Genomic DNA, 24,411 nt, shown 5'->3' with positions numbered 1-24,411 from the left:
AAATGAAAAAATATTTTAGAATTTTATTATCACTATTATTTATTGTTTTATTGCAATCTTGTGCAACTACAGCAAAAAAACCAACATCAGTTCATGGAGATAAACCTTTAATCGATACAGCTAAAATTATTGTTGGTGGTCGTGCAGAAATGGACAAGAAAATTAAAGATGGTCCTAAGCCATACGATACAAGCATACCAAGAGCAGATAAACGTAAAACAATAACAACTGAAAATGTTAAAAATTACGTCAATATTTCAGATGAATACACTAACCTTAAACAAATGATTAATATTAATTTTCAAGGTTTAGATTTTAAATATGTGATGTCATTAATGGCTGATATTGCAGATATAAATATTTTAGTTGGAGATGAAGTAAATGGTACGGTAAATGCTAAAATCGAAAATGTAGGTTGGGATATTGCTTTTCAAACTTTATTAGATATGAAGACGTTAGTTGCTGATGTCGATGTGGTTAATGGTATAATAAGAGTTCATACACCAGAAAAACTAACGGCACAAGAAACAGCAAAATCTGCTAGAGCAGAAGTGTTAAAGAAAAAGATAGCACTTGAAGAATCAGTTGAACCAATTTTAGCTGAGATATTTAGATTATATTATATTAGTCCAACGCAGGCAAAAACTACATTAGAAGCTTTATTTGCAACGCAAGGTGCAGAAGGAGCAAATACGATGTCTAACCTTTCAATTACAGTTGAAGATACCACTAGATCAATAATTGTTAGAGGACATGAACCAGATCTTGATACTATTGATGCAGTAATTAGAGAGATAGATGTAAAGACCAAACAAGTTTTAATTGAAGCATTTATAATTGATGCATCATCAACTTTTGCTAAAGCATTAGGGGCAAGAGTAGGTGCAATGAGTGTAAGTGAAAGGGGTAGTAAAGGTACCACTACTATTTCTGGAATAACGTCTGGAGGAAATGCTGCAACAACTTCTGCTGGAATAACTTTGGGAGCTGCAGCGGGAACTATCTCAAACCAGGGTATTTCAGGGACAAGTGGAATTGGAATACTTAGACAAATTGGAGCAAGAGCATTAAAGATTGAGATTGAAGCATTAGAGTCGTTAGGGTTAAGTAAAACGCTTTCTCAACCAAGTGTGTTTACATTAAATAACCAGGAAGCAACTATCACTCAAGGAACTCAGATTGCTTACCAAACAACGGCAGACGGAACAACCACTACCGCATTTAAAGAGGCCGCATTATCATTAACAGTTACACCCAGCATAATAGGGGATGGCAATGTCTTATTAGATATAAAAGTCAATAACGACTCCCCAGTAGAAGTTGCAGGCTCAGATGAGCCAGGAATTAAAACAAATTCAATTGTCACAAAACTTTTAGTAAGTGATGGAGATATTGTGGTAATTGGTGGCATTAAAAAGAACACAACTAGTAATGTGAATAGTAAAACGCCAGGAGTTAGCAAAGTACCAGTAATTGGCAATCTATTTAAAAGTAAAAATAATAGTGACGAGTTGGTAGAATTACTAATCTTTATTGCCCCAAGGGTAATTGATTAAGATGGGTAAAATCAAACTAGATTCTACAAGTGAACAAAACATTCTAAATATGTTAATGGAGGGTTCCATTATTTCCTCTGAGCAAATATCTAAAATTAATTCAACAAGTGGTGAAATAGGAAAATCAAAATTAGAAACTGCTTTTGAATTAAATTTTGCAGATGAAGACAAGATATTAAAACTTTTATCAGCAAGTTATTCTTTACCAATTATAGATTTAAAAAAAACTGTAATAGATCCTAAGATCAAAAAAATTATTGATGCAAGGTACATCCAAGACAATTTGTTAGTGCCTTTTGAAATGAGGAATGGCATTTTAAAAATAGCTATAGCAGATGCATCAAAATTGGGATTAATGAAAAATTTAAAAACAATGACACAATTGGAGCCAGAACTATATGCGGCATCTATAAGTGATATTAGTAATTTTGTTGAAAGATTGAATAAAAATACTATACAAAAAATATCTGACAAAAACGTAAAAGTAGAAAAACTTGAAAAAGATATAGATGAAATTATTGAAGTTGGATCAGAAGTAATAAATTTTGGAAATAAGTTAATTACTGAAGCTATCAATTTAGGTGCTAGTGATATTCACATTGAATGCTTCAGAGACAGTGCACAAACAAGATTTAGAGTAGATGGCATCTTAAAAGTAATGGATAAGTATTCAAAGTTTTTGCATGAAAATTATGATGCAGTTATTGCAAGGGTTAAAATAATTAGTAAGCTTGATATAGCTGAGAGAAGAGTTCCCCAAGATGGTGCCTCAACATTTAAATCTGAGACAAAAGAGATTGATTTAAGGGTTTCACTTTTGCCAACCAAAAATAAAGAACGTGTTGTAATGCGTATCTTAAATAAAGATGCGGGTGATAAAGCTTTAAGCGAACTTGGTTTTGAAGAGAAAGATTTAAAAAAATTGATTAAAGCCGTTAGCTCACCTCAGGGAATGGTGTTAGTTACTGGACCAACGGGTAGTGGTAAGACAACCACTTTATATAGTGTTTTAAAGCATATTAATAAACCAGGGATGAATATCTTAACTGCTGAAGATCCGGTTGAATATGAAATGGAAGGAATAGGGCAAGTTCAAATAAAAGAATCCATTGGGTATACTTTTGAAGAGGCTTTAAGATCTTTTTTACGTCAAGACCCAGAGGTAATTTTAGTTGGAGAGATTAGAGATAAAGCAACAGTTGATATTGCATTAAAGGCAGCCTTAACAGGTCACTTAGTATTTAGTACCCTTCACACAAATGATGCCCCAAGTTCTATTACACGTTTATTGAATATGGGAACTCCAAACTACCTAATATCTGCAGCATTAACATTGATTATGGCTCAACGTTTAGCGCGAAAAACATGTTTAGATTGCCGTATTATTGATGAAAATATCACGCCAAAACTCTTAAATTCTATAGGTTTTTTACCAGAACAATCAGCAAGAGCTAAAATTTATAAGGGCAACGGCTGTGATGAATGTAGCGGTTCTGGTTACAAAGGAAGAATGGGAATTTATGAAATTTTAGAAATCGAAAGTGAGTTAAAGGCTGGAATTTTATCTAACCTTCAACAAAATGAATTAAACGCCATAGCAAAAAAAAATGGCTTTAGAACTATGCAAGATATGGGACAAGACATGTTGTTAAGTGGCGACCTTTCTTTTGCAGAATACGAAAGAGTTCTACAATCTAGCTAATGTTAAATTTTGAATATAAAGGAATATCTCTTGGTAAATATGTTGAGGGTGAAATTGAAGCTTTAAATAATGCAGAAGCAGCACACAAACTCAAAGAACAAAAAGTTATCATTACAAGATTAAAAGAAGCTAAAAAAAAGAAAGTTGTTACTAAAAAAGAAAAAACTTCTTTTAGTTTTGGTACGGGAATAAAGCCACAAGAAATTTTAATTTTCTGTAAACAGTTTGCAACTATGCTTAGAGCAGGATTGCCAGTATTGAATACTTTAGAAATGCTAGCAGCACAAACATCAAGACCTCCTATGAAGAAAATTATTGAAACTATTAAAAAAGATTTAGAATCTGGAAATGCATTATCAAAATGTTTTGAAAAACATACAAAAATTTTTGATACAGTGGTTGTTAATTTAATTAAAGCAGGAGAAGCTAGTGGTAAGCTTGATACTTTTTTACAGAAAATAGTGATTAATTTAGAGAAAAGAGAAAAGATTAAATCACAAATTAAAAGTGCTTTATTCTACCCAGGTGTTTTATTTTCAGTTGCAATATTAGTTACAGTTTTTATGTTAATGAATGTAGTGCCAACTTTTGTAAATATGTATGAGGGTATGGGTATGGCAGATGATTTACCAACACCAACAGCTGTTATTATGGCTATGAGTGAATTTGTTCGTTCTTCTGGTGGATTTTTTCTTCTTGTGTTTATAATTTCTTTTGTAGTTGGTTTTAAATTTTTGATTAAAAAAAATTACGAAGTTAGAAAAAATTGGCACCGTGTTACATTAAAACTTCCAATTTTTGGAAATTTAATTCAAAAGTCTATTTTAGCAAAAGTATCTTTGGTTTTAGGAAATCTTAATCAAGCAGGGGTAGATTTAATTGAAAGTATAGATATTGCAAAATCAGTTACGGACAATGTAATTGTAGTAGAGGCTTTAGAAAATATTAAAAAGGGAGTTTTTTCAGGTGAAAGCTTAACGGACTTATTTAATAAAGAAAAAATATTTCCAACGACCTTTAGCCAATTAATATCAGTGGGTGAACAAACAGGTAGTTTAGATGAAATGTTTGGCTCTATTGCGATATACTATGAAGAAGAGTTTGATGTAGCAGTTGCTAACCTTGCAAGTTTAATTGAGCCTATAATGATTGTATTTATGGGAATTACTATTGGTGGCCTAATGCTAGCTATGTATGCCCCAATATTTAATGTTGGCGCCATTATTGGATAAATTACTACCAAAATTCGGTAATTTTTTTAAGTTTTATACAAGTTATACTTTTTATAGATATTAACAGTAGGAAAAAAAAATTATGAAAAAATTAAATAAAGGTTTTACACTAATTGAATTGCTAGTTGTTGTAGCAATTATAGGAATTTTAGCAGCAGTAGGTGTTGTTGCTTATAACGGTTATACAGGAGCTGCAAAAGTTTCTGCAACGAAAACGATCCATGCACAAACAGTTAAGTACATTTCAGCTGAGATACAAAAGTGTAGCTTAGGTGAAAGTACGTTTGTTGGTAGTCAGGCATGTCCTGCTACTACTGTAAAAGCCATGAATGGTGCGGTTGCTACCTTAAAGGATAAAAATCCATACTCAACTTCAAATAATGCAGTTATAAGCTCAACTTCATATGTGGTTGGGCAGATCAGTTTATCTTCGAGTGGAACAAATGTTATAGTTAAATCTTGTAATAAAACAGGTTGTGCAACAGCTGACAAACAAGAAGCAACAATACAAGTAGATTAACATAAATAATATTTTCAAAATGAGGCAATACAGCCGAGGGTTTACTTTAATAGAACTCTTGGTTGTGGTTGCTATTATTGGAATTCTTTCAGCAGTAGGTGTTGTTTCTTATAGTGGATACAAAACTTCAGCTGAACAAAAACAAGCTGAGATTACCTTAAACTCAATCTACTTAGCTGAACAAGAATATAAATCTAATAATGGAGAGTATTATTATAATGCCTCAACATCAAATATAGTTACCAACTTATTTGATGGTATAGATGATTTGTCAGAACAAGCATATTCCTTTAAAACAACAAATGCTAATACCTTAAGTATTATTGCTACTAAAAAAACCAATTCAAGTTGTACAATTACAATCACTGAAACTAATAAAAAAGCAAATGTAAGTAATAGCTGTTAGTTATGCCTAAATTATTTAAATTTATTTATTACAACGTCGCTTTTGGAGTAGCATTGTGTGTAATTTTATTTCTTTATAAAATTAATATTTGGTTAGCAGTTGTTGGCTCTATTATTGTTATGTATCTTTTTGTAAAAATTACATCAAAAGTTTTAATATTTATTAACAATCTATGAAACGAAATGGTTTCACCCTAATAGAGCTTTTAGTTGTTGTAGCCATCATTGGCATATTAGCAGCTGTAGGTGTAGTTGCTTATAATGGGTATACGGGTGCTGCTAAAAAAGCTGTTACTAAAGCTAATCATAAAATAATTTTAAATACTATGGTAAGTCAAATTCAAATGTGTGAAGTTGACTCATCATTAGGGCTTTTAGATAATAAACTCAATTGCTCAGACATTTTTACATTAACGAATAATTATGGAAAAGTAACAAGTGCCATGAGTTCATATTTTGGCTCCATAATAGAAAATGCATATAGCTCAAGTGTACCAGCAACGCATGGTGGACGATATCAAGGAACATGTGTTTCAAGTGGATCTCAACCACAAGGATGGGGTGGTCTTAACGAACAAGGTGTCCATCATGTTGCAATGGGTTGGGTGAACAATGTGGTTACATTATATGTTGATAGTTGCGTTGAAAAAACTGGAAGCGCTTTAAGTTCAAAATATAAATTAGTTTTATAAATGGCAAAAAATAGAGCCTTCACCCTAATAGAGCTTTTAGTTGTTGTAGCCATCATTGGGATATTAGCAGCTGTAGGTGTGGTTGCTTACAATGGGTATACTAAAAGTGCTAAAGAAAAGACTACTGAAATAAATTTTAGAAACATAAATAAATCACTCATGATTGAATTTATGAAATGTGAACTTGATAGTGCAAATATAGTTTTTAGTAGTCATAGTTGTAGTAATAGTAATGCGCCAGCTACATCATTGATTGGTAGTTTTATTAATACAGGTATGAATATGAGAAATCCTTATTCTACTAAATCATCAGCAATCAGCTCAAATCCTTGTACTCTTGGTACGGTGTCAATAACAACACCTTCAAAAGGTAATTATTCTCTTAATATGTATTCCCCTAAAACTCAAAAAATTACCTCAACAAATATAGGAACTATTTGGACGCCAATTAAAACTAATGCTAAAAATACTTGGACACAAGTAAGCACTGGTTGTAAAAATACTTGGACACAAGTTAATACTAATGCAAAAAATAAGTGGAAAAGTGCAGGACCGTAAAGCCTTCACTCTAATAGAACTCCTAGTCGTAGTAGCCATCATTGGTATTTTAGCTGCAGTAGGTGTGGTTGCTTATAATGGGTATACGGGTGCTGCTAAAAAAAATATTGTTAAACAAAATCACAAGAATATTGAAAAGTGGTTTGTTCTAAAAGCTACAGAGTGTGAAATCGATGGAAAGATCACTTATAAAAGTTGGAGAAATAAAGGATCAACTGATGAGAAAAATTGCTATTATAATAATGGCTGGAGCTTAGTAATGGATTTAGGTTACAATCATATCCGATATCATTTTATGGCAGAGTATGGATATGATAAAAATTTTAAGAATCCATATGATCAAAATAATCCAAATACTAATCCTGAATGGAATAATGGATGTTCTTCCACAAAAGGTAAAACTAGCTTTTATGGAAATAACAAAGGTCAATTTCTTATTTGGTCAAATACAGGAGATGCTTCTTGTATTGAGACCAGTATTCAGTTTCCAGTTTCATAAAATATGAACCATAAAGCCTTCACTCTAATAGAATAGACTTGAACAATAAGTAAAGTTAAACTAATGTTAAAAATGTATTGGGATTGTTAACTGAATAGTGAATTAGTTTTATAATTTAGGTTCTATTCTTGTTACAGAAAGTAAAAAGTAAACAGTGTGTTTAGAAGTTATGTTTATCAATAGAAGTAGAGCGGTTCAAAAAAGAACAATACACTCTTAATCCCATATTATCCTATAAGATTTTTAAATTACCTTTTAGTACCAACGATAATAATCAATTATTAGAAAACTATTTAAATTTTTGTAATCGTTGGTATTGCACATTTATTAAAAAATTATTTTTTTAATTCTTGTTCTTTTCTTGTTCGGCGACTGTATTGTTGTTTTACATTACATCTAGCAGTTAGACTTGTGGTTCAGGATTGACTATATCTCTAGTACATGTAGACAAACTTCTTAAAATAGTTTTATTAATAATAATATGAATTATGCCGTAAACCAAAATATTGATGATCCCAAAAATAAGACAGTTTTGATTTATAATCATGCGTAAAACAAATACTTTATGTCAAAACGCACTCTTACTAATAAAAAATAAAACTACTACAATAGTCTAATGACAAACTCTAATGACAATTTAAATTCTAAAATATCTGATGCTGCTGATATCAGTAAACCATGGGATAAGGGTAATCAGGCCTGGTGGGACTGGTATGTTAGTCTTGCAGATAATGATGTTAAAGGAGATGAAATCATTAATGCTGATCCCTTACCAGATATTGCAATACCCAGTGATGATGAAGTTATCTCAGAATTAGCTGAGCCCTACCATTTAACCAATGATCAAATTTATTTTTTTAAAAAAAATGGTTTCATAAAACTTAAGAAGGTTTTCTCATCTGGGGCTGTGCTAAAACTTCGAGCTGAGTTAATTAATCTATTAAAAGAGGAGTTTAAGGTTGATCCAGATAAAGGAGCACATGATCGTTTTCTTAGTCTTGAAATGATTTGGCCTGACAACGCACTCCTTCGTGCTTACGTATTATCACCGCGTCTAGGGCAAATTTCAGCAGATCTTCTTGAAGTACCAGCTGTTAGACTTTACCACGACAATGTACTAGCTAAACAAGCTGGTTGTGGTCGTACCCCATGGCATTTCGATGATCATCATTTTCCGCTAGATACTAATGACGTAGTTACCGCTTGGGCGCCAGCACAGCCAATCCCTCTTGAGATGGGACCACTCTCTTTTGCCTATCCACTCGATGTCCACGAATTAGTTAACGCTGTTACGTTTGAAAAGACTGGTACTGGATATGACCGTGGGGTCTCAGATGTTTTTTTAAAAAATAATGTAAGTGTGAACGAAACTCCATTTGAACTGGGCGAAGTTAGCTTTCATCATAATTTAAATTTTCATACTGCTTCACGCAATCGTACTAATCGTAGCCGAGTGGCTCTAGCCAATACTTATTACCGAGATGGAGCGAGAGTAGTTAATGCACCTACGATGGTCTCTGGTGACTGGCAGAAATTTATGCCCAATGTCAAACCAGGAGACGTAGCTGCTAGTCCATTAAATCCAATTTGTTGGCCAGTTAAAGACAAATCATGAAAGACATAAATAATCAGAAGGGGCTAAATTCGATTTGGACTGACCGTCTTACTCGCAATCTACATCCTGATGGTAATGCTTTAGTTGATCACTTAAGAACTGTCCATCAAGAACATACCGGATTTACTGAAGTGTGCGCAAGTTCTTGTCGTGATGAAGCTGGACGTAATAGTTATGAATGGCTAGCTGAACTTGTACCTGATAATGAAAGTTTATGTGTATTAGATCTTGCTTGTGGGTCAGGACCATTATTAAAAATTTTATTTGATCGCAATAAAAATTTAAATTTAAAAGGTATAGACATGTGTCCTGAAGAATTAGCATTAGCTAAGACTCGACTTATAAACACAGGAGTTAATCTCATTGAATCAAAAGCACAAAATTTGACAGCAATCAATGATAACTCTATCGATATAGTGTTATGTCATTGGGCTTTAACATTAATGGACCCGATAGCTCCTGTGTTAGATGAAGTCAGACGAGTTTTAACTTCTGAGGGTCGGTTTGCAGCATTAGTTGATGGACCAATGAATGCCGCACCTGGCTACACAGAGGTACACGATTTAATTTATAGTTATGTACAAGAAGAAATACCTAGTTATGGAAAGATTGATTTAGGCGATTCAAGGATACGAGGATCTGAAAGCTTAAGTAATCTTGTACATAAGTCTTTTCCAGAAGCAAATGTAACTATCGAAACAAAAGTTGTATCTATGGAGGGATCAGTTACTCAAGTAGCTGAAATTGCAGCAGGATTTTTTTATGCTGCATTTGTCTTAAAGCCAGAGAAAAGAAAATTAATGATTACAAGTTTATCTAACCTACTCGCAATATCTAAAGAAAGCACTGATGCTGAAAGACAAGGACGATTTTCAATGCCAATTAGTCGTCTTTTAGTTGTGCCTGATATAAAATGAAATCATTTTTACAAGAAGTAAGTCTTGGTTTAAGTAAGAAAAACAAGAAGCTAAGTTCTAAATGGTTTTATGATTTTCATGGATCAAAACTTTTTGAACAAATTACTAAGTTGGAAGAATACTACCCAACACGAACTGAGAGAAAAATTTTAAAAGATAATAAAATTGAAATTGCCAATAAAATAGGCAAGAGCGCAGTTTTAATTGAACCAGGTGCTGGAGACATCAAAAAAATAGCTATTTTTCTCAGCAGCTTAGATAAGCCAAAAAAATATATACCCCTAGATATTTCTGAAGATTATATAACCAAAATATCTCAAGGTTTTAAAAAGAAATTTCCAAAAGTAGCTATTACTCCGAAAGGATATGACTTCTCAGGAAATAATAAGCTACCTTTTAAAATCAATTCATCAGAAAATATAATTATTTTTTTCCCAGGATCAACCATTGGTAATTTTGAAAAAAAGGATGCTGTTAAATTTTTAACAATGCTTAAATCAAAATTTAAAGCAAAAAAAATTATCATAGGCGCTGACTTAGTTAAAGATATTCCAACTCTAATTTCTGCTTACGATGATAAAAAAGGTGTAACTGCAAAATTCAACAAAAATATTTTAAAAAGAATAAACACTGAATTAGGTGGAGATATAAACTTAAATTCCTATAAACATTTAGCAATCTATAATAAATCAAAAAAAAGAATTGAGATGAGATTAAAATCTAAAAAAAATAATAATATTAGAATCAATGGTTCAACATATTTAATTAAAAAAAATGAAGAGATTCACACCGAGAATTCTCATAAATACACGATTAAATCCTTCAAAAATTTAGCTAATGAAGCCGGATGGAAAATTGAGAAAACTTGGGTTGATGACAAAAAACGTTTTAGTGTTCATTGTCTAGATCTAGCTTTATAGGTCTAGTTATTACCTTCCTTAATCTAAAAATTGGGCATAGGCTTCTTTTTAATTATTATGTTAATGTAAGATAAATAGTTGTTAAGGGGAAATTGATAAAAAAATGGTGGTGCCCTAAGTGCAGAAAAAAGAAAAAAAATTTAATAAATTATACTAGCTTATTTAATATCACTTGTACTAAAACAAAAGTTAAACTAAAATTGCGAGTATATTGGAATTACAAATTAAACTTTTGAATTAAATTTGGTTTAATGGTTTATTCATGGTGTGGAAAGAAGAAAGCTAACAGTGTATTTAGAAGTTATGTTTATCGATAGAAGTAGAGCTGTTCAAAAAAGAACAATACACTCTTAAATTATTTTCATATTATAATGTTATGAAAGTACCGATTCTTATACCAAATATTTTTAATCATCCATTTACCTACAATTCAGATTTAAATTTAAAGGTTGGAGACTATGTGGTGGTACCCTTTGGAAAGTCAGAAGTTACTGGGGTTGTATGGGATGATTTTGAAAAAAAAACAAACAAAAATTTTGCAATTAAAAAAGTTTTAAGAAAATTAGATGTTCCATCACTAAAGAAAAATACAATTAAATTCTTAAATTGGTTTTCTGAATATAATATGACCCCTAAAGGTATGGCATTAAAATTGTTATTATTAAGTAGTGGTGCAATAGAAAAGTTACCAATTGAAGTTTATGAGCCATTCAAAATTGACATTAAAGAAAATGAAATAAAACTTTCTAAAGAGCAAAAAGATTCATTAAAAAAAATGAACGTATTAAATCAAAAATTTAGAGTTCATGTTTTACAAGGCACTACAGGGTCTGGTAAAACGATGGTTTATTTTGAGGCTTTAAAAGAGATAATTAATAAGGGTTTTCAAGGTTTAATTCTACTGCCAGAAATTGGATTAACAGGACAATTTCAAAATAAATTTATAGAATTTTTTGGATTCAAGCCTGCTGTGTGGCACTCAGGTGTTACAAAAAAAAATAAAGAAATTATTTGGAGCGGAATAGCAAATGATAAAATTAAAGTTGTAATTGGTGCTCGGTCCTCATTGTTTTTACCTTTTAAAAAACTAGGATTAATCATTGTTGATGAAGAACATGATCAATCTTATAAGCAAGATGAGGGAGTAACTTACAATGCAAGAGACATGGCAATTTCTAGAGCATCCTTTGAAAATATTCCAATCAACTTAATAACAGCCGTCCCCTCCATTGAAACTTATGACAATATTAAAAAAAGCAAATATAGTTTATCAAAACTTGATCAAAGATATTTAAATGCATCTTTACCAAAATATGAAATAATTAATCTTAATAATTCAAAGTTAGAATCTCAATCTTGGATATCACAAGAAACAATTGAGAAAGTAAAATTTCATCTTGAAAAAAAAGATCAAGTATTATTTTTTTTAAATAGGAGAGGATTTTCACCCCATGTATTATGTAAAAAATGTTTTACTAGTTATTCATGTCCAAATTGTTCAATAAATTTGGTTTATCACAAAAACAAACAAAATTTATTATGTCACTACTGTGGATACAAAGCTTTACTAAATAGGGACTGCTCGAAAGAAGGAAAATGTGATTTTATTTTTAGTGGGCCTGGAGTTGAAAGGATATCTGAAGAAGTGAAAAAAATTTTTCCCACCAAGGAAACAACTATATTTTCTAGTGATACAATGAATAAAAAAAGTTCAGCAGATGTTTTGGAAAAAATTATAGATAATAAAATTCAAATTTTAATTGGAACTCAATTAATTTCTAAAGGATTCCACTTTCCAAGTTTAAACTGTATTGTTGTTGTTGATATCGATTTATCATCACAAGGTCATGACTTAAGGGGTGCAGAAAAGAATTTACAATTATATCACCAACTTTCAGGTAGAGCAGGAAGAACAGGAAAGCCAGCAACTGTTTATTTTCAAACTTATAATTTAGATACCAAAATGATAACAGATATTACAAATAAAGATCCAGATATTTTTTTAGATAAAGAACTTGAAATTAGAAGGGAAAATAATCTTCCACCATTTCAGAGATTTATTGCTTTAATAATTACTGGCAGCAATGAAAGAGAACTTGAAAAGGAGGCTTATAAGTTTAAAGTTTTTATAGAAAGTGCTGTCGAAGGTAGAGTTCTTGGCCCTGTGAATGCACCTATATTTAGATTAAAAAGAAAGTTTAGAGTAAGACTTTTGATCAGAGGTAGAAAATCTCTAAAAGTACAGAATTCACTAGCCAAAATCATTGAAAAATTCAAATTTCCCACAGGAATGAAACTAACAGTTGATGTTGATCCAATAAACTTCAATTAATGGCCAAAAAATAACACTTTTAGACAATGTGTGACTTGAAGAGAATAGGGTCATATGTTAATTAAAACTGAAATTTAATAAATCTTCAAATATTTATAAGGAACAATAAATTGAGCAAAAATAAAGGTTTTTCTGAAACATCAGCTGGAAGGTACTCTCTGGCACTTTATGAATTAGCAATAGAAGCTAATAATTTAAGCGAGATCGAGGTTCATTCTGCTTCAATCATTAATTTAATTGCTTCAAGTGAAGATTTTAAGTCTCTAATTAAGGATCCAACAAATAACAAAGAAGACCAATTGAATACTCTAAGCAAAATTTCAAAACAATATAAATTAAATGAATTATTAACAAAATTTTTAAGTTTCTTAATATCTAAAAGAAGATTCTTTTACGTAGATAAAATTCTAAAAAGCTTTGTTGAGACATGTTCAGTCAAAAGAGGTGAATTAAAAGCAGAACTAACTTCTGCAAAAGATCTTACTGAAAATGAGATTAACAACATAAAAGAAGAATTGACTAAAAACTTTAGTTCAAAAATAAAATTAAACTACAAACACGATGCAAGTTTAATTGGGGGTTTGATTGTGCAAGTCGGAAGCACAATGGTGGATACTTCCATTAAAAATAAATTACAACAAATCGAAAATAGGATGATAGAGGCATAAATGGATATAAACCCATCAGAAGTAACAAAGATATTAAAAGAACAAATTAAAAAATTTGGCGATAAAGCAGAAGTGACTGAAGTTGGTCAAGTTTTGTCAGTAGGAGATGGTATTGCTAGAGTATATGGATTAGACAATGTTCAAGCTGGAGAGATGGTAGAATTTTCCGATGGATCAAAAGGAATGGCTCTAAACTTAGAAAGCGAAAATGTTGGAGTTGTAATTTTTGGAGATGATAGAAAAATTAAAGAAGGTGACGTTGTTAAAAGAACAGGAAGTATTGTTGATGCACCCGTTGGAAAAGAATTATTAGGAAGAGTTGTTGATGGATTAGGAAATCCAATCGACGGTAAAGGTGCTTTAGATAAAGCAACTAAAAGAAGTAGAGTTGAAGTAAAAGCTCCTGGAATTATTCCAAGACAATCTGTTAGTGAACCAATGCAAACAGGCTTAAAATCAATTGACAGTCTAGTTCCAGTTGGAAGAGGACAGCGTGAATTAATTATTGGTGATAGACAAACTGGAAAAACTGCAGTTGCTATTGATGCGATCATTAACCAAAAAAAAATAAACGAATCTGGCGATGAAAAGCAAAAACTTTATTGTATCTATGTCGCTATAGGTCAAAAAAGATCTACAGTTAGACAAATTCAAAAAACTTTAGAAGAAGCTGGTGCAATGGAATATACAACAATTGTAGCTGCTACTGCTTCAGACGCAGCGCCACTTCAGTTTTTAGCACCATACACAGGCTGTACTATGGGTGAATACTATAGAGACAATGGTATGCATGCATTAATCATTTATGATGATTTATCTAAACAGGCTGTAGCTTATAGACAAATGTCACTTTTATTAAGAAGACCTCCAGGAAGAGAAGCTTATCCAGGAGATGTATTTTATTTACACAGCAGATTACTTGAGAGAGCAGCCAAGCTTAGTGATGAGCATGGTGGAGGTTCATTAACCGCTCTTCCAATAATTGAAACGCAAGGTGGAGACGTATCTGCTTTTATTCCTACTAACGTTATATCAATTACAGATGGTCAAATATTTCTTGAAACGGAATTATTTAACCAAGGAATTAGACCAGCGATTAACGTAGGTCTATCAGTTTCTAGAGTTGGATCTGCAGCACAAACAAAAGCAATGAAAAAAGTTTCTGGTTCAATGAAGTTGGAGCTTGCTCAATATAGAGAAATGGCTGCCTTTGCACAATTTGGATCTGATTTAGATGCATCAACACAAAAACTTTTAAATAGAGGTTCAAAACTAACTGAACTTCTAAAACAAAAACAATATTCTCCTATGACAGTTGCTGAGCAAGTAATTTCAGTTTTCTGTGGAGTTAAAGGTTATTTGGATGATGTAGAGCTTAAAGATATTGCTGAGTTCGAATCTAAAATTATTGAAAAATGTAAATCTGAAAAACCAGAAATTTTAGAATCTATTTTAAGCTCAGGTAAACTTGAAGAAGATACTGAAAAATCATTAGTTGAAACTATCATGGAACTTAAGAAGAACTTTAATTCTTAAAATATGGCAACACTAGACGACTTAAAAAAAAGGATAGCAAGTGTAAAGTCTACACAAAAAATTACCAAAGCTATGAAAATGGTTGCGGCTGCTAAACTTAGAAGAGCACAAGAAAATGCTGAAAAGGGAAGACCTTATTCTGAAAAAATGAATAACATTATTCTTAATTTATCTAGTGGTATTTCTGATAAGGAAAATGCACCTAAGCTCCTTTCTGGAACAGGTGAAGATAAGGTGCATTTATGTATTGTGTTAACGTCTGATCGTGGTCTATGTGGTGGTTTTAATACAAATATTATTAAAAAAGCCAAAGCATATTTTAAAAAAATATCTGATGAGGGAAAAACTTTTAAGATTATAACTGTTGGATCTAAGGGATATGATCAATTAAAAAGAGTTTATAAAGATCATATTGTAGAGAGAATATCTTTTAAAGATTCAAAAACTATCAATTATCTAGATGCTGAAAAAGTAGGAAAAATGATAATTGAAAACTTTGAAAAAGAAGAATTTGACGTGTGTACAATTTTTTATAATAAATTTAAAAATGTAATCACTCAAATACCTCAAGAACAACAAATAATTCCTTTAAAAACATCTGAAGCAGAAGAAAATTCTTCTGAGGATAATTATGAATTTGAACCAGATGAAGATGAAATTTTAAGCAATTTATTGCCTAAAAATATATCTACTCAGATTTTTAAAGCGATGTTAGAAAATTCAGCTAGCGAACAGGGTTCAAGAATGAGCGCAATGGATAGTGCAACTCGAAACGCAGGTGAAATGGTTGACAAGCTTACTATTGAGTATAATAGAAGTCGTCAAGCAGCTATTACAAAAGAACTAATTGAAATCATATCAGGAGCGGAAAGTTTATAATTATGAGCAAAGGAAAAATCACACAGATCATTGGAGCAGTAGTAGACGTAAAATTTGATGGAGAATTACCAGAAATTTTATCAGCATTAGAATGTAAAAATGGAGACAACAGATTAGTTTTAGAGGTTGCACAGCACCTTGGTGAATCAAGTGTTAGAACAATTGCAATGGATGCCACTGAAGGATTAAAAAGAGGGGACGAAGTAACTGCAACAGGTGCTCCCATTCAAGTTCCAGTTGGTCCAGAAACTTTAGGAAGAATTATAAATGTAATAGGTGAACCTATTGATGAAAAAGGTGAAGTTAAAACAAAAGAGAAATGGTCAATTCACAGAGCTGCACCTGAATTTAGTGATCAGTCAACAGAGACAGAAATTCTAGTTACAGGAATTAAAGTAGTTGATCTATTAGCACCATATGCCAAAGGAGGAAAAATTGGTTTATTTGGAGGTGCGGGTGTTGGTAAGACAGTACTTATTATGGAATTAATTAACAACGTAGCAAAAGCTCATGGTGGATTTTCTGTGTTTGCTGGTGTTGGAGAAAGAACTAGAGAAGGAAATGACCTTTATCACGAAATGATAGATTCAGGCGTTATTAAGCCAGAAGGTCCAGGATCAAAAGCAGCACTAGTGTATGGTCAAATGAATGAACCCCCAGGGGCTAGAGCAAGAGTTGCCTTAACAGGTTTAACTGTAGCTGAATATTTTAGAGACCAAGAAGGACAAGATGTATTATTCTTTGTTGATAACATTTTTAGATTTACTCAAGCAGGTTCAGAAGTTTCTGCATTATTAGGAAGAATTCCTTCAGCTGTTGGATATCAGCCTACACTTGCAACAGACATGGGTAACCTTCAAGAAAGAATTACAACAACTAACAAAGGTTCTATTACATCTGTACAAGCGATTTATGTACCAGCAGATGACTTAACTGACCCGGCGCCTGCTACATCTTTTGCTCACTTAGATGCAACAACTGTATTGTCTAGACAAATAGCTGAAATTGGAATTTATCCAGCAGTAGATCCCCTAGATTCTACTTCTAGAATTTTAGATCCTAGAATAGTTGGAGATGAGCATTACAGAGTTGCCAGAGAAGTGCAAAAAATTCTTCAAACTTATAAATCACTACAAGATATTATTGCGATTTTAGGAATGGATGAATTATCTGAAGAAGATAAATTAACAGTAGCTAGAGCTAGAAGAATTCAAAGATTCTTATCACAACCTTTCTTTGTTGCCGAAGTCTTTACTGGCTCTCCAGGAAAATTAGTAGATTTAGAATCTACAATCAAAGGTTTTGCTGCAATATGCAATGGTGAGTATGATCATTTACCAGAAGCTGCATTTTATATGGTGGGTACAATTGAAGAAGCTATAGAAAAAGCAGAAAAAATGGCGAAAGATGCTGCCGCATAATGAGTGAAGAGTTCAAAATAGAAATCGTAAACCCAGAAAAATCTTTTCTTTCAAAAGAAGATGTAACAGAAGTTGTTGTGCCTGCTTTTGAAGGAGAAATGGGGATTTTAAAGGACCATATCTCAATTATTTCATTTTTAAAGCCAGGGATTATTAAAATCTTTTCTAAATCAGGAGAAGATAATTATTACGTTGAGGATGGAATTGTTGAATTTAAGAATAATAATTTATCAGTTCTAACAAGTTCTATTTTCAATATTAAAGATATTGATAAAGATAAAATTAGTGAACTACTTGCTCAAGCAGAAGAAAGTTCAAAAAATAGTGACATTACAGATCAAAATAAATACTTAGTTGATCAAAAAATTGATGTGCTAAAAACTCTTAATTAAGAATTTCTTTTACTTTTTCTTTAACATCTTTGTATACATGTAGCTTAAAGTCTACAACTAGGTCAGTTATATTTTCAAGATCAATCCATTTCCATTCACAAAATTCAGGATGTTTAGTCTTAATATCAATCTCGTTATCTTGCCCTAAAAATCTCATTATAAACCACTTTTGTTCCTGACCCCTATACTTACCTTTCCAAATTATACCTAATAAGTTTTTTGGTAATTCATAAGAGATTAATCCATCACACTCTTTAATTAATTCAACATTTTTTATACTAGTTTCTTCTTCTAGTTCTCTGTAAGCAGCAGTTAAATAGTCCTCACCCTTATCAACACCACCTTGGGGCATCTGCCAAAAATTTTTTTGATTATCAATTCTTTTTGCAACAAAAACTTTATTATCTTTGTTTAGAACAACAATTCCAACTCCACTTCTAAGAGGTAAATTTACTTTATCGTCTAACATTTATCCGTTGAGTAATTTTATTGCAAAATTCAATTGATTATCGGTTTCAGAATTAAATTTAAAATCATCTGAACCTTCTGCAACTTCTATATCAGGCGTTACACCTACTTCAGAAATGGATTTTCCTGAAGGGAGATAATATTTTGCAATTGTTAATCTAATAGCACCTCTATTTTTTAAAGGGATTATTGATTGTACAGAACCTTTTCCATAACTATTTTCTCCAAGTATAATAGCTCTTTTATGATCTTTTAATGCACCAGCTACTATTTCTGATGCCGACGCTGATCCATAGTTAATAAGTATAATTAGTGTTTTACCATTTGTTAGATCACCTTTTTTAGCAAACCACTTTCGATTTTCTGAGGCTTGTCGACTTCTTGTTGATACAATCTCACCATTTTCTAAAAAAAAGTCTGAAATCTTAATTGCCTGAGAAAGTAAGCCACCAGGGTTATTTCTTAAATCTAAGATATATCCCTTTAGATCTTTATTTTTATTTAATTTATTAATCTTTTCTTTAATTTGTTCACTACTATTTTCGTTAAAAGAAGTTAGTCTTATATAGCCAATGTTATTATCTATAAGTTCAGATTTTACAGATTGAACCTGAATAACCTCTCTCGTTATATTAAAAAGTAATGTTTTTTTTACACCTCTTCTTCTAACTGTTATTTTAATACTCGATCCAACAGGTCCCCTCATTAATTCTACAGCTTCCATTAATGATTTCCCTTGAACCTGATTATTATTAATTTTTACAATATAATCACCAGCTTTTAAGCCTGCTTTTGATGCTGGAGTATTATCTATTGGTGATATCACTTTCACAACACCTGCTTCCATGCCAACTTCAATACCAAGTCCACCAAACTCTCCGCTGGTTTCAGTTTGCATACCTTCAAAACTTTCAGGCGTCATATATGCAGAATAGGGATCTAGTGATTGTAATAAACCATTTATGGCTGAATCCATACTTTTTGATTGATCTACTTCATCAACGTATTCTTTGCTAATTTTTTCAAGCACCTCACCAAACAAATCGATTTTTTTATATATGTCAGTATTTTCAGAAAAACTTTTTTGAAAAGTAAATAATAGTATTATAAAAAAAATAAAAAACCTTTTAGTCAAAATCATATCATCACTTTTTCTTTAGGAATAACTTGTGACCATATTTTTTCTAATTCATAAAATTTTCTTTTGTCTGGATGAAATATGTGAACAATTAAGTCTATACCATCAACCAATTTCCAGTCCGCACTTTCTTTTCCTTCAATCTTAGAATTTTTTACTCCATTAGTCTTTAATTTTTCTAATACCATTTCAGATAAAGCTTGAATATGCCTAGAAGAAGTTCCACTTGCTATAATCATATAGTCAGCCATTGAACTTTTATTCTTAAGATCTATTGAAATAATATCTAGGGCTTTATTAGAATCTAGGGTTTTTAGGATTAAATTTTTAAGGTCTACGTTTTTTTCCATTAATACATTTAACCTTATCAAATTTTTCTTAATTGAGAAGATGAAATATTGACCTTTTTAAAATTAATAAAAGATAATTTTTTTTTATTTACACCATTAAAGGTAACAGATCTTAATGATCTTGCTTTATATCCCTGTCGATCAAATACAAGCAGATTGCATTTTTTTATAATGGATTTCCATTTATGCCATTTATGAAAATTAATTAGATTGTCAGCACCCATAATGAAATAAATTTCAAATTTTTTATCTTTATCTAGATAATTAATGAGATCAATTGTTTTATTGGAAAGAACTTTTTCTTCATAAAACTTAACTTTAATAAAATTATTTTTACCAATGAATTTTTTTGCAAACTTTATTCTATTTTTTATATCTGTTTTACTTGTGCTTTTAAATGGGTTTTGTTTGGTAATTGCCCATATAATATTTTTTAATTCTAATATTTTTTTTGCTTGTTTAGAAATTTCTAAATGGCCCTTGTGGGCAGGATCAAAAGTTCCCCCCAAGATTCCAATTTTTGTCTTTTTTTGTTTTAAGTTATTTTCTAGTTTTACCATTACTAACAATTTCGTATTTGTATGAAACGAGTTGTCCTAATCCAACAGGCCCTCTCGGAGGCAATGTGTTTGTCGAAATGCCAACTTCACCACCAAAACCAAATTCACCACCATCAGCAAATTGAGTGGATGTATTATGCATTGCTATAGAGCTTTTAACATTTTTTAGGAATTTATTTGCAGTTCTTTTATTTTTAGTAACGATAGAGTCGGTGTGCATAGTTCCATATTTGTTAATATGATTAATGGCATCTTCACAATCTTTAACTGTTTTTACAGAAACTGTTGCTGATAAATATTCAGTAGACCAATCTCTTTCTTTTGCTGAATAAATTTTTCCCTTGTAATATTTTTTCAAAAAGCGGTCTCCATATATCTTGCAATGATTTTCTTCTAACTTTTTTAAAATTGGGTTACAGAATTTCTTAACAATTTTTTCATGTATTAAAATTGTTTCTGTAGCTCCACAAATACTAGTGTTTCTTAGCTTAGCATTATAGGTAATGTTTGTAGCCATCTTTAAATTAGCATCCTTATCAATAAAAGTATGACAAAGACCTTCCAAGTGACCAATAATAGGGACACTTGAAAATTGCTGAACTCTTTTTACTAAATTTTTTCCACCACGAGGTATTATTACATCAATATAATCTTTCATTCTTGAAAGCATAAAGTCGACCATTTTTCTGTCTTTAGAATCTATAAATTGAATAAAGTTTTCATTCACTTTATTTTCTCTAAGAGACCTCCTAAATAGTTTTGCTAAAATTTTATTAGTATTTATAGCCTCGGAGCCACCTTTTAAAATTACAGCATTTCCAGATTTGAAGCATAAACTTGCAACATCAGATGTAACGTTAGGTCTACTTTCATAAATAACACCTATAACACCAATAGGTATAGACACTCTGCTAATTGTTAAACCATTTGGTCTACGCCATTTTTCTAAAGTAGTATCAACAGGATCTTTTAAGTTAGCAATTTTATTTATAGAATTTTTTAAGCCTATTAATTTTTTTTCATCAATAGTTAATCTTTCTATTAGATTGCTTTTTAAGCCTTTGCCAAGAGCAAATTGAATGTCGGTTTGGTTAGCTTTAAGTATAGACTGTTTTTCTTGACCTAATAATAAGGCATATCTTTTTAAAATTTTATTTTTAGTTTTTGAATTAATTTTATCAAGCGATGCTTTACTTGCATTTTGACCTATTAATCTCATATATTTACTCATTTTATACCTCTACTATATCATCTTTATGAATTACTTCTGATTTAGAAATATATCCTAGTAATTTTTCAATCTCTTTTGAGTGGTGACCCATAATTTTTTCTATTTCATTCGATGAAAAAGAGCTAAGTCCTCTTGCGCATTCGTAATTATTCTTATCTAAAACTTTGATGTGGTCACCTTTGCTAAAACGGCCAGACACTTTTTTTATTCCTGCTGCTAATAAGCTTTTACCATTTGAAAGTGCCTGTTTTGCACCGTCATCAATAATAAGTGCGCCTTTAGGTGAAATAGAGCTAATAATCCATTTTTTTCTAGCAGCCAATTTTGAAACTTTAGGTAAAAACCATGTGCAATTATTCTCTTCAGTTATTTTTTTAATGGGTCTGCTTAATAATCCATTTGCTATTACCATTTGGCATCCTGATAATTGACAGATTTTTGCAGCATCTATTTTAGTCTTCATACCACCTGTGCCATGCTCACTAATACTTTTAGTGGCGATTTTTTCTATGTCTTTATCTATATTTTTAATTTCTTTTATTAATTTTGCATTTTTATATATTTTTGGATTGTGCGTATAAAGACCGTCTACATCAGAAAGCAATATAAGTGAGTCTGCGCCTGATATTTGTGCAACACGAGATGCTAATCTGTCATTGTCACCATACTTAATCTCTGAAGTAGCAATAGTATCATTTTCATTAACTATTGGCACAAAGCCTAGTTTAAATAAGTTATCAAAAGTTCTTTTTGCATTAAGGGCTCTTCTTCTTTGTTCTGTGTCTTCCAAAGTGAGAAGAATTTGAGAAATATTAATTTTCAATTTAACAAATACTTCTGAGAATAAATTCATTAGCTCAATTTGCCCAATAGATGCAACGGCCTGACTTTTATCAATCTTAAGGTTTTTTTTGCTAATATTTAGTTTTTTGCAACCCATTGCTATTGCTCCTGAGCTTACAATAATAATTTTTTTATTCTGTTTTATTAGTTCTTGAATATCTTTAGTAAATTCAGTGAGCCATTTTTTTCTTACTTTTTTTTTGTCATCTATTAACAAAGATGAGCCAATCTTAATTACAATTATTTTAGAATCTTTAAGATACATAGGAGAGTAATTTAGCTTTAATTTTAGATATTGAGCCTTTTTCTAATGTTGAGAGTGTAACCACCTCAGAATCTTTATTTTTAGAAAAATTCTTTAAAATTTCTTTCACTTCTTCTTCCTCTAATAAGTCTGTCTTATTTAATACAATTATTTCTTTTTTTTCTAGTAAATCTTTACTGTAACTCCCTAGCTCATTTCGAACTTGTTTATAGGTACTTTCAAGGTCTTCATCAGTAATATCTATTAAATGCATTAAAGTTTTACATCTTTCTATGTGTTTTAAAAATTGAATACCAAGACCAACACCTTCATGTGCACCTTCAACTAATCCAGGGATATCAGCTAGAGTTATTTCCTTATCATCATAACTTGCAACACCAAGATTTGGATTTAGTGTTGTAAATTTATAGTTTGCAATTTTAGGCATCGCATTTGTAATGGCAGCCAGTAAGCTTGATTTACCTGCGTTAGGTAATCCAACAATACCAACATCGGCAATAGTTTTTAATTGAAGCCAAATTACATATTCTTCGCCGATTGCACCTTTAGTAAATTTTTTTGGAGCTCTATTAGTGGAACTTTTAAATCTAGTGTTTCCAAGACCACCTTTACCACCATTAGCTACAATAAATTCTTCACCTTCTTTTTTAAAATCATAAATTAAAGTTTTATTATCTTCTTCAAAAACTTGTGTACCTATTGGAACTTTTAAAAATAGATCTTCTCCACCATGACCTGTACGATTTTGTCCAGAACCATTTACTCCTCTTCCTGCTTTATGGTGTTGTTGAAATCTATAATCGATAAGAGTATTTAAATTTCTTTCTGATCTTAGGAATATGGTACCACCTTTGCCTCCATCACCACCGTCAGGTCCACCGTATTCAATAAATTTCTCTCTACGAAAACTAGGGGAACCATGCCCACCATTGCCGGCCTTTACATAAATTTTTACTTGATCTAGAAACTTCATATTACAACTGTTAGTTTTTAGTTGTACTACTAATTGGGTTTCACGGAAACGAATGTTCTGTCTAATCTACCTTTTTTAAATACTACTTTCCCCTCAACAACAGAGAAAATTGAATGATCTTTTCCCATTCCCACATTTTCACCAGGAAAAATTTTAGTTCCTCTTTGTCTAACAATTATGTTTCCAGGTATCACTACTTCACCACCGTACTTCTTAACGCCAAGTCTCCGACCAGCACTATCTCGTCCGTTTCTCGATGATCCTCCTGCTTTTTTTGTAGCCATAATTTACCTAATTTATTTGTTAACTGCTTCAGCTTCTACTTTAGCTTCAACCTTTTCAATTTTTTTAGTTGGTTTAACCATTTTTTCTGCTTCAGATAAAATTTTACCATCTTTAGAAAATATTTTACTAATTCTTATTAATGAGTATTGCTGTCTATGACCATTTTTTCTTCTAGAATTTTGTCTTCGTCTTTTTTTGAAAATTAATATTGTTCTATTTTTTCCATTTTCAACAAGATCTGCTTCAACTTTTGCACCCCCAACCATTGGTGATCCAACTTCAATATTTTTGTCATCTCCGTAAGCTAAAATTTCTTTAAACTCTATCTTAGTTTCAAGCTTAGAATCCTCTAATCTTTCAATTTTAAGTATTTCTCCAGCCTTTACTTTGTACTGTTTTCCACCTGTTTGTATGATTGCGTATGACATTGTTTAATCTATTTTTTATAATCAGC

Annotated in this window: 27 protein-coding genes; 18 read left to right on the top strand and 9 right to left on the bottom strand. The window is 31.4% G+C overall.

What is annotated here, in order from left to right; genetic code table 11:
* Positions 1–2 precede the first annotated feature (2 nt).
* The 18 genes from pilQ to atpC all read left to right on the top strand — a co-directional run bounded on the left by pilQ (position 3) and on the right by atpC (position 17,844).
* Complete coding sequence (gene pilQ, locus AC5YGC_RS06590) at positions 3–1,556, top strand: type IV pilus secretin PilQ (protein WP_496139425.1); 1,554 nt, start codon at positions 3–5, stop codon at positions 1,554–1,556.
* Between the two features lies 1 nt (position 1,557).
* Entirely contained in the window at positions 1,558–3,258 is a 1,701-nt protein-coding gene (locus AC5YGC_RS06585; RefSeq protein ID WP_496139424.1) for an ATPase, T2SS/T4P/T4SS family, read from the top strand.
* Positions 3,258–4,490: a type II secretion system F family protein gene (locus AC5YGC_RS06580; RefSeq protein WP_496139423.1), complete on the top strand. Its 1,233-nt coding sequence runs from the start codon at positions 3,258–3,260 to the stop codon at positions 4,488–4,490. Before AC5YGC_RS06585 ends, AC5YGC_RS06580 begins: the two co-directional genes overlap by 1 nt.
* Before the next feature lie 82 nt (positions 4,491–4,572).
* Entirely contained in the window at positions 4,573–5,010 is a 438-nt protein-coding gene (locus tag AC5YGC_RS06575; RefSeq protein ID WP_496139422.1) for a prepilin-type N-terminal cleavage/methylation domain-containing protein, read from the top strand.
* A gap of 19 nt (positions 5,011–5,029) precedes the next feature.
* On the top strand, positions 5,030–5,416 hold the full coding sequence (locus AC5YGC_RS06570) for a prepilin-type N-terminal cleavage/methylation domain-containing protein (protein WP_496139421.1): 387 nt from the start codon (positions 5,030–5,032) through the stop codon (positions 5,414–5,416).
* A 2-nt stretch (positions 5,417–5,418) separates the two neighbouring features.
* Positions 5,419–5,592, top strand: coding sequence for a hypothetical protein (locus AC5YGC_RS06565; RefSeq protein WP_496139420.1), 174 nt, complete (start codon positions 5,419–5,421; stop codon positions 5,590–5,592).
* Positions 5,589–6,107, top strand: coding sequence for a prepilin-type N-terminal cleavage/methylation domain-containing protein (locus AC5YGC_RS06560; RefSeq protein WP_496139419.1), 519 nt, complete (start codon positions 5,589–5,591; stop codon positions 6,105–6,107). Before AC5YGC_RS06565 ends, AC5YGC_RS06560 begins: the two co-directional genes overlap by 4 nt.
* Entirely contained in the window at positions 6,108–6,665 is a 558-nt protein-coding gene (locus AC5YGC_RS06555; RefSeq protein WP_496139418.1) for a prepilin-type N-terminal cleavage/methylation domain-containing protein, read from the top strand.
* Positions 6,631–7,164: a prepilin-type N-terminal cleavage/methylation domain-containing protein gene (locus AC5YGC_RS06550; protein ID WP_496139417.1), complete on the top strand. Its 534-nt coding sequence runs from the start codon at positions 6,631–6,633 to the stop codon at positions 7,162–7,164. Before AC5YGC_RS06555 ends, AC5YGC_RS06550 begins: the two co-directional genes overlap by 35 nt.
* A 616-nt stretch (positions 7,165–7,780) precedes the next feature.
* Complete coding sequence (locus tag AC5YGC_RS06545) at positions 7,781–8,779, top strand: phytanoyl-CoA dioxygenase family protein (protein WP_496139416.1); 999 nt, start codon at positions 7,781–7,783, stop codon at positions 8,777–8,779.
* A complete protein-coding gene (locus tag AC5YGC_RS06540; RefSeq protein ID WP_496139415.1) occupies positions 8,776–9,696 on the top strand; it encodes a methyltransferase domain-containing protein in 921 nt (306 codons plus the stop codon). The genes AC5YGC_RS06545 and AC5YGC_RS06540 overlap by 4 nt, the downstream gene beginning before the upstream one ends.
* Positions 9,693–10,616, top strand: a complete 924-nt coding sequence (gene egtD / locus AC5YGC_RS06535) for an L-histidine N(alpha)-methyltransferase (protein WP_496139414.1) — start codon at positions 9,693–9,695, stop codon at positions 10,614–10,616. The genes AC5YGC_RS06540 and egtD overlap by 4 nt, the downstream gene beginning before the upstream one ends.
* A gap of 376 nt (positions 10,617–10,992) precedes the next feature.
* Positions 10,993–12,948: a replication restart helicase PriA gene (gene priA, locus AC5YGC_RS06530; RefSeq protein ID WP_496139413.1), complete on the top strand. Its 1,956-nt coding sequence runs from the start codon at positions 10,993–10,995 to the stop codon at positions 12,946–12,948.
* 110 nt (positions 12,949–13,058) lie between these two features.
* Complete coding sequence (gene atpH, locus AC5YGC_RS06525; protein WP_496139412.1) at positions 13,059–13,616, top strand: ATP synthase F1 subunit delta; 558 nt, start codon at positions 13,059–13,061, stop codon at positions 13,614–13,616.
* Positions 13,617–15,152, top strand: coding sequence for a F0F1 ATP synthase subunit alpha (atpA, locus tag AC5YGC_RS06520; RefSeq protein ID WP_496139411.1), 1,536 nt, complete (start codon positions 13,617–13,619; stop codon positions 15,150–15,152).
* 3 nt (positions 15,153–15,155) lie between these two features.
* Positions 15,156–16,031, top strand: a complete 876-nt coding sequence (locus AC5YGC_RS06515) for a F0F1 ATP synthase subunit gamma (RefSeq protein WP_496139410.1) — start codon at positions 15,156–15,158, stop codon at positions 16,029–16,031.
* Between the two features lie 2 nt (positions 16,032–16,033).
* Positions 16,034–17,452 (top strand): F0F1 ATP synthase subunit beta, encoded by a 1,419-nt coding sequence (atpD, locus tag AC5YGC_RS06510; RefSeq protein ID WP_496139409.1) that lies wholly within the window; start codon positions 16,034–16,036, stop codon positions 17,450–17,452.
* Complete coding sequence (gene atpC / locus AC5YGC_RS06505; protein WP_415278147.1) at positions 17,452–17,844, top strand: ATP synthase F1 subunit epsilon; 393 nt, start codon at positions 17,452–17,454, stop codon at positions 17,842–17,844. Before atpD ends, atpC begins: the two co-directional genes overlap by 1 nt.
* Here the strand turns inward: atpC and AC5YGC_RS06500 are convergent.
* From AC5YGC_RS06500 to rplU, 9 genes are read right to left on the bottom strand one after another with little or no spacing between them, the layout of a single operon-like run.
* On the bottom strand, positions 17,837–18,313 hold the full coding sequence (locus AC5YGC_RS06500; RefSeq protein WP_496139408.1) for an RNA pyrophosphohydrolase: 477 nt from the start codon (positions 18,311–18,313) through the stop codon (positions 17,837–17,839). The two genes, atpC and AC5YGC_RS06500, sit on opposite strands and share 8 nt — an antisense overlap.
* A complete protein-coding gene (locus tag AC5YGC_RS06495) occupies positions 18,314–19,453 on the bottom strand; it encodes a S41 family peptidase (RefSeq protein WP_496139407.1) in 1,140 nt (379 codons plus the stop codon).
* Positions 19,450–19,800: a ribosome silencing factor gene (gene rsfS, locus AC5YGC_RS06490; RefSeq protein ID WP_496139406.1), complete on the bottom strand. Its 351-nt coding sequence runs from the start codon at positions 19,798–19,800 to the stop codon at positions 19,450–19,452. The genes AC5YGC_RS06495 and rsfS overlap by 4 nt, the downstream gene beginning before the upstream one ends.
* Before the next feature lie 17 nt (positions 19,801–19,817).
* Positions 19,818–20,360, bottom strand: a complete 543-nt coding sequence (gene nadD / locus AC5YGC_RS06485; RefSeq protein ID WP_496139405.1) for a nicotinate (nicotinamide) nucleotide adenylyltransferase — start codon at positions 20,358–20,360, stop codon at positions 19,818–19,820.
* Entirely contained in the window at positions 20,341–21,591 is a 1,251-nt protein-coding gene (locus AC5YGC_RS06480) for a glutamate-5-semialdehyde dehydrogenase (RefSeq protein ID WP_496139404.1), read from the bottom strand. The genes nadD and AC5YGC_RS06480 overlap by 20 nt, the downstream gene beginning before the upstream one ends.
* A gap of 1 nt (position 21,592) precedes the next feature.
* On the bottom strand, positions 21,593–22,699 hold the full coding sequence (proB, locus tag AC5YGC_RS06475; protein ID WP_496139403.1) for a glutamate 5-kinase: 1,107 nt from the start codon (positions 22,697–22,699) through the stop codon (positions 21,593–21,595).
* The gene (gene cgtA / locus AC5YGC_RS06470; RefSeq protein WP_496139402.1) at positions 22,689–23,672 is read right to left on the bottom strand and encodes an Obg family GTPase CgtA; all 984 of its coding nucleotides are present in this window, start codon (positions 23,670–23,672) and stop codon (positions 22,689–22,691) included. Before cgtA ends, proB begins: the two co-directional genes overlap by 11 nt.
* 29 nt (positions 23,673–23,701) lie before the next feature.
* Positions 23,702–23,956, bottom strand: coding sequence for a 50S ribosomal protein L27 (gene rpmA, locus AC5YGC_RS06465; protein ID WP_271525759.1), 255 nt, complete (start codon positions 23,954–23,956; stop codon positions 23,702–23,704).
* Between the two features lie 12 nt (positions 23,957–23,968).
* Positions 23,969–24,385 (bottom strand): 50S ribosomal protein L21, encoded by a 417-nt coding sequence (gene rplU / locus AC5YGC_RS06460; protein WP_496139401.1) that lies wholly within the window; start codon positions 24,383–24,385, stop codon positions 23,969–23,971.
* Positions 24,386–24,411 lie beyond the last annotated feature (26 nt).

This window comes from Candidatus Pelagibacter sp. uisw_138, from assembly GCF_059512485.2.
This window is presented reverse-complemented; position numbering and strand designations above follow the sequence as displayed.

Bases quoted from the DNA above. Each gene is read 5' to 3' on its own strand.
- AC5YGC_RS06555 (WP_496139418.1), top strand. From the start codon at position 6,108: ATGGCAAAAAATAGAGCCTTCACCCTAATAGAGCTTTTAGTTGTTGTA.
- rsfS (WP_496139406.1), bottom strand. From the start codon at position 19,800: ATGGAAAAAAACGTAGACCTTAAAAATTTAATCCTAAAAACCCTAGAT.
- AC5YGC_RS06560 (WP_496139419.1), top strand. From the start codon at position 5,589: ATGAAACGAAATGGTTTCACCCTAATAGAGCTTTTAGTTGTTGTAGCC.
- AC5YGC_RS06565 (WP_496139420.1), top strand. From the start codon at position 5,419: ATGCCTAAATTATTTAAATTTATTTATTACAACGTCGCTTTTGGAGTA.
- atpD (WP_496139409.1), top strand. From the start codon at position 16,034: ATGAGCAAAGGAAAAATCACACAGATCATTGGAGCAGTAGTAGACGTA.
- atpC (WP_415278147.1), top strand. From the start codon at position 17,452: ATGAGTGAAGAGTTCAAAATAGAAATCGTAAACCCAGAAAAATCTTTT.
- cgtA (WP_496139402.1), bottom strand. From the start codon at position 23,672: ATGAAGTTTCTAGATCAAGTAAAAATTTATGTAAAGGCCGGCAATGGT.
- AC5YGC_RS06585 (WP_496139424.1), top strand. From the start codon at position 1,558: ATGGGTAAAATCAAACTAGATTCTACAAGTGAACAAAACATTCTAAAT.
- rpmA (WP_271525759.1), bottom strand. From the start codon at position 23,956: ATGGCTACAAAAAAAGCAGGAGGATCATCGAGAAACGGACGAGATAGT.
- AC5YGC_RS06515 (WP_496139410.1), top strand. From the start codon at position 15,156: ATGGCAACACTAGACGACTTAAAAAAAAGGATAGCAAGTGTAAAGTCT.
- AC5YGC_RS06500 (WP_496139408.1), bottom strand. From the start codon at position 18,313: ATGTTAGACGATAAAGTAAATTTACCTCTTAGAAGTGGAGTTGGAATT.
- AC5YGC_RS06495 (WP_496139407.1), bottom strand. From the start codon at position 19,453: ATGATTTTGACTAAAAGGTTTTTTATTTTTTTTATAATACTATTATTT.
- pilQ (WP_496139425.1), top strand. From the start codon at position 3: ATGAAAAAATATTTTAGAATTTTATTATCACTATTATTTATTGTTTTA.
- AC5YGC_RS06570 (WP_496139421.1), top strand. From the start codon at position 5,030: ATGAGGCAATACAGCCGAGGGTTTACTTTAATAGAACTCTTGGTTGTG.
- AC5YGC_RS06550 (WP_496139417.1), top strand. From the start codon at position 6,631: ATGCAAAAAATAAGTGGAAAAGTGCAGGACCGTAAAGCCTTCACTCTA.
- egtD (WP_496139414.1), top strand. From the start codon at position 9,693: ATGAAATCATTTTTACAAGAAGTAAGTCTTGGTTTAAGTAAGAAAAAC.
- proB (WP_496139403.1), bottom strand. From the start codon at position 22,699: ATGTATCTTAAAGATTCTAAAATAATTGTAATTAAGATTGGCTCATCT.
- AC5YGC_RS06540 (WP_496139415.1), top strand. From the start codon at position 8,776: ATGAAAGACATAAATAATCAGAAGGGGCTAAATTCGATTTGGACTGAC.
- rplU (WP_496139401.1), bottom strand. From the start codon at position 24,385: ATGTCATACGCAATCATACAAACAGGTGGAAAACAGTACAAAGTAAAG.
- AC5YGC_RS06545 (WP_496139416.1), top strand. From the start codon at position 7,781: ATGACAAACTCTAATGACAATTTAAATTCTAAAATATCTGATGCTGCT.
- nadD (WP_496139405.1), bottom strand. From the start codon at position 20,360: ATGGTAAAACTAGAAAATAACTTAAAACAAAAAAAGACAAAAATTGGA.
- atpA (WP_496139411.1), top strand. From the start codon at position 13,617: ATGGATATAAACCCATCAGAAGTAACAAAGATATTAAAAGAACAAATT.
- AC5YGC_RS06575 (WP_496139422.1), top strand. From the start codon at position 4,573: ATGAAAAAATTAAATAAAGGTTTTACACTAATTGAATTGCTAGTTGTT.
- priA (WP_496139413.1), top strand. From the start codon at position 10,993: ATGAAAGTACCGATTCTTATACCAAATATTTTTAATCATCCATTTACC.
- AC5YGC_RS06580 (WP_496139423.1), top strand. From the start codon at position 3,258: ATGTTAAATTTTGAATATAAAGGAATATCTCTTGGTAAATATGTTGAG.
- AC5YGC_RS06480 (WP_496139404.1), bottom strand. From the start codon at position 21,591: ATGAGTAAATATATGAGATTAATAGGTCAAAATGCAAGTAAAGCATCG.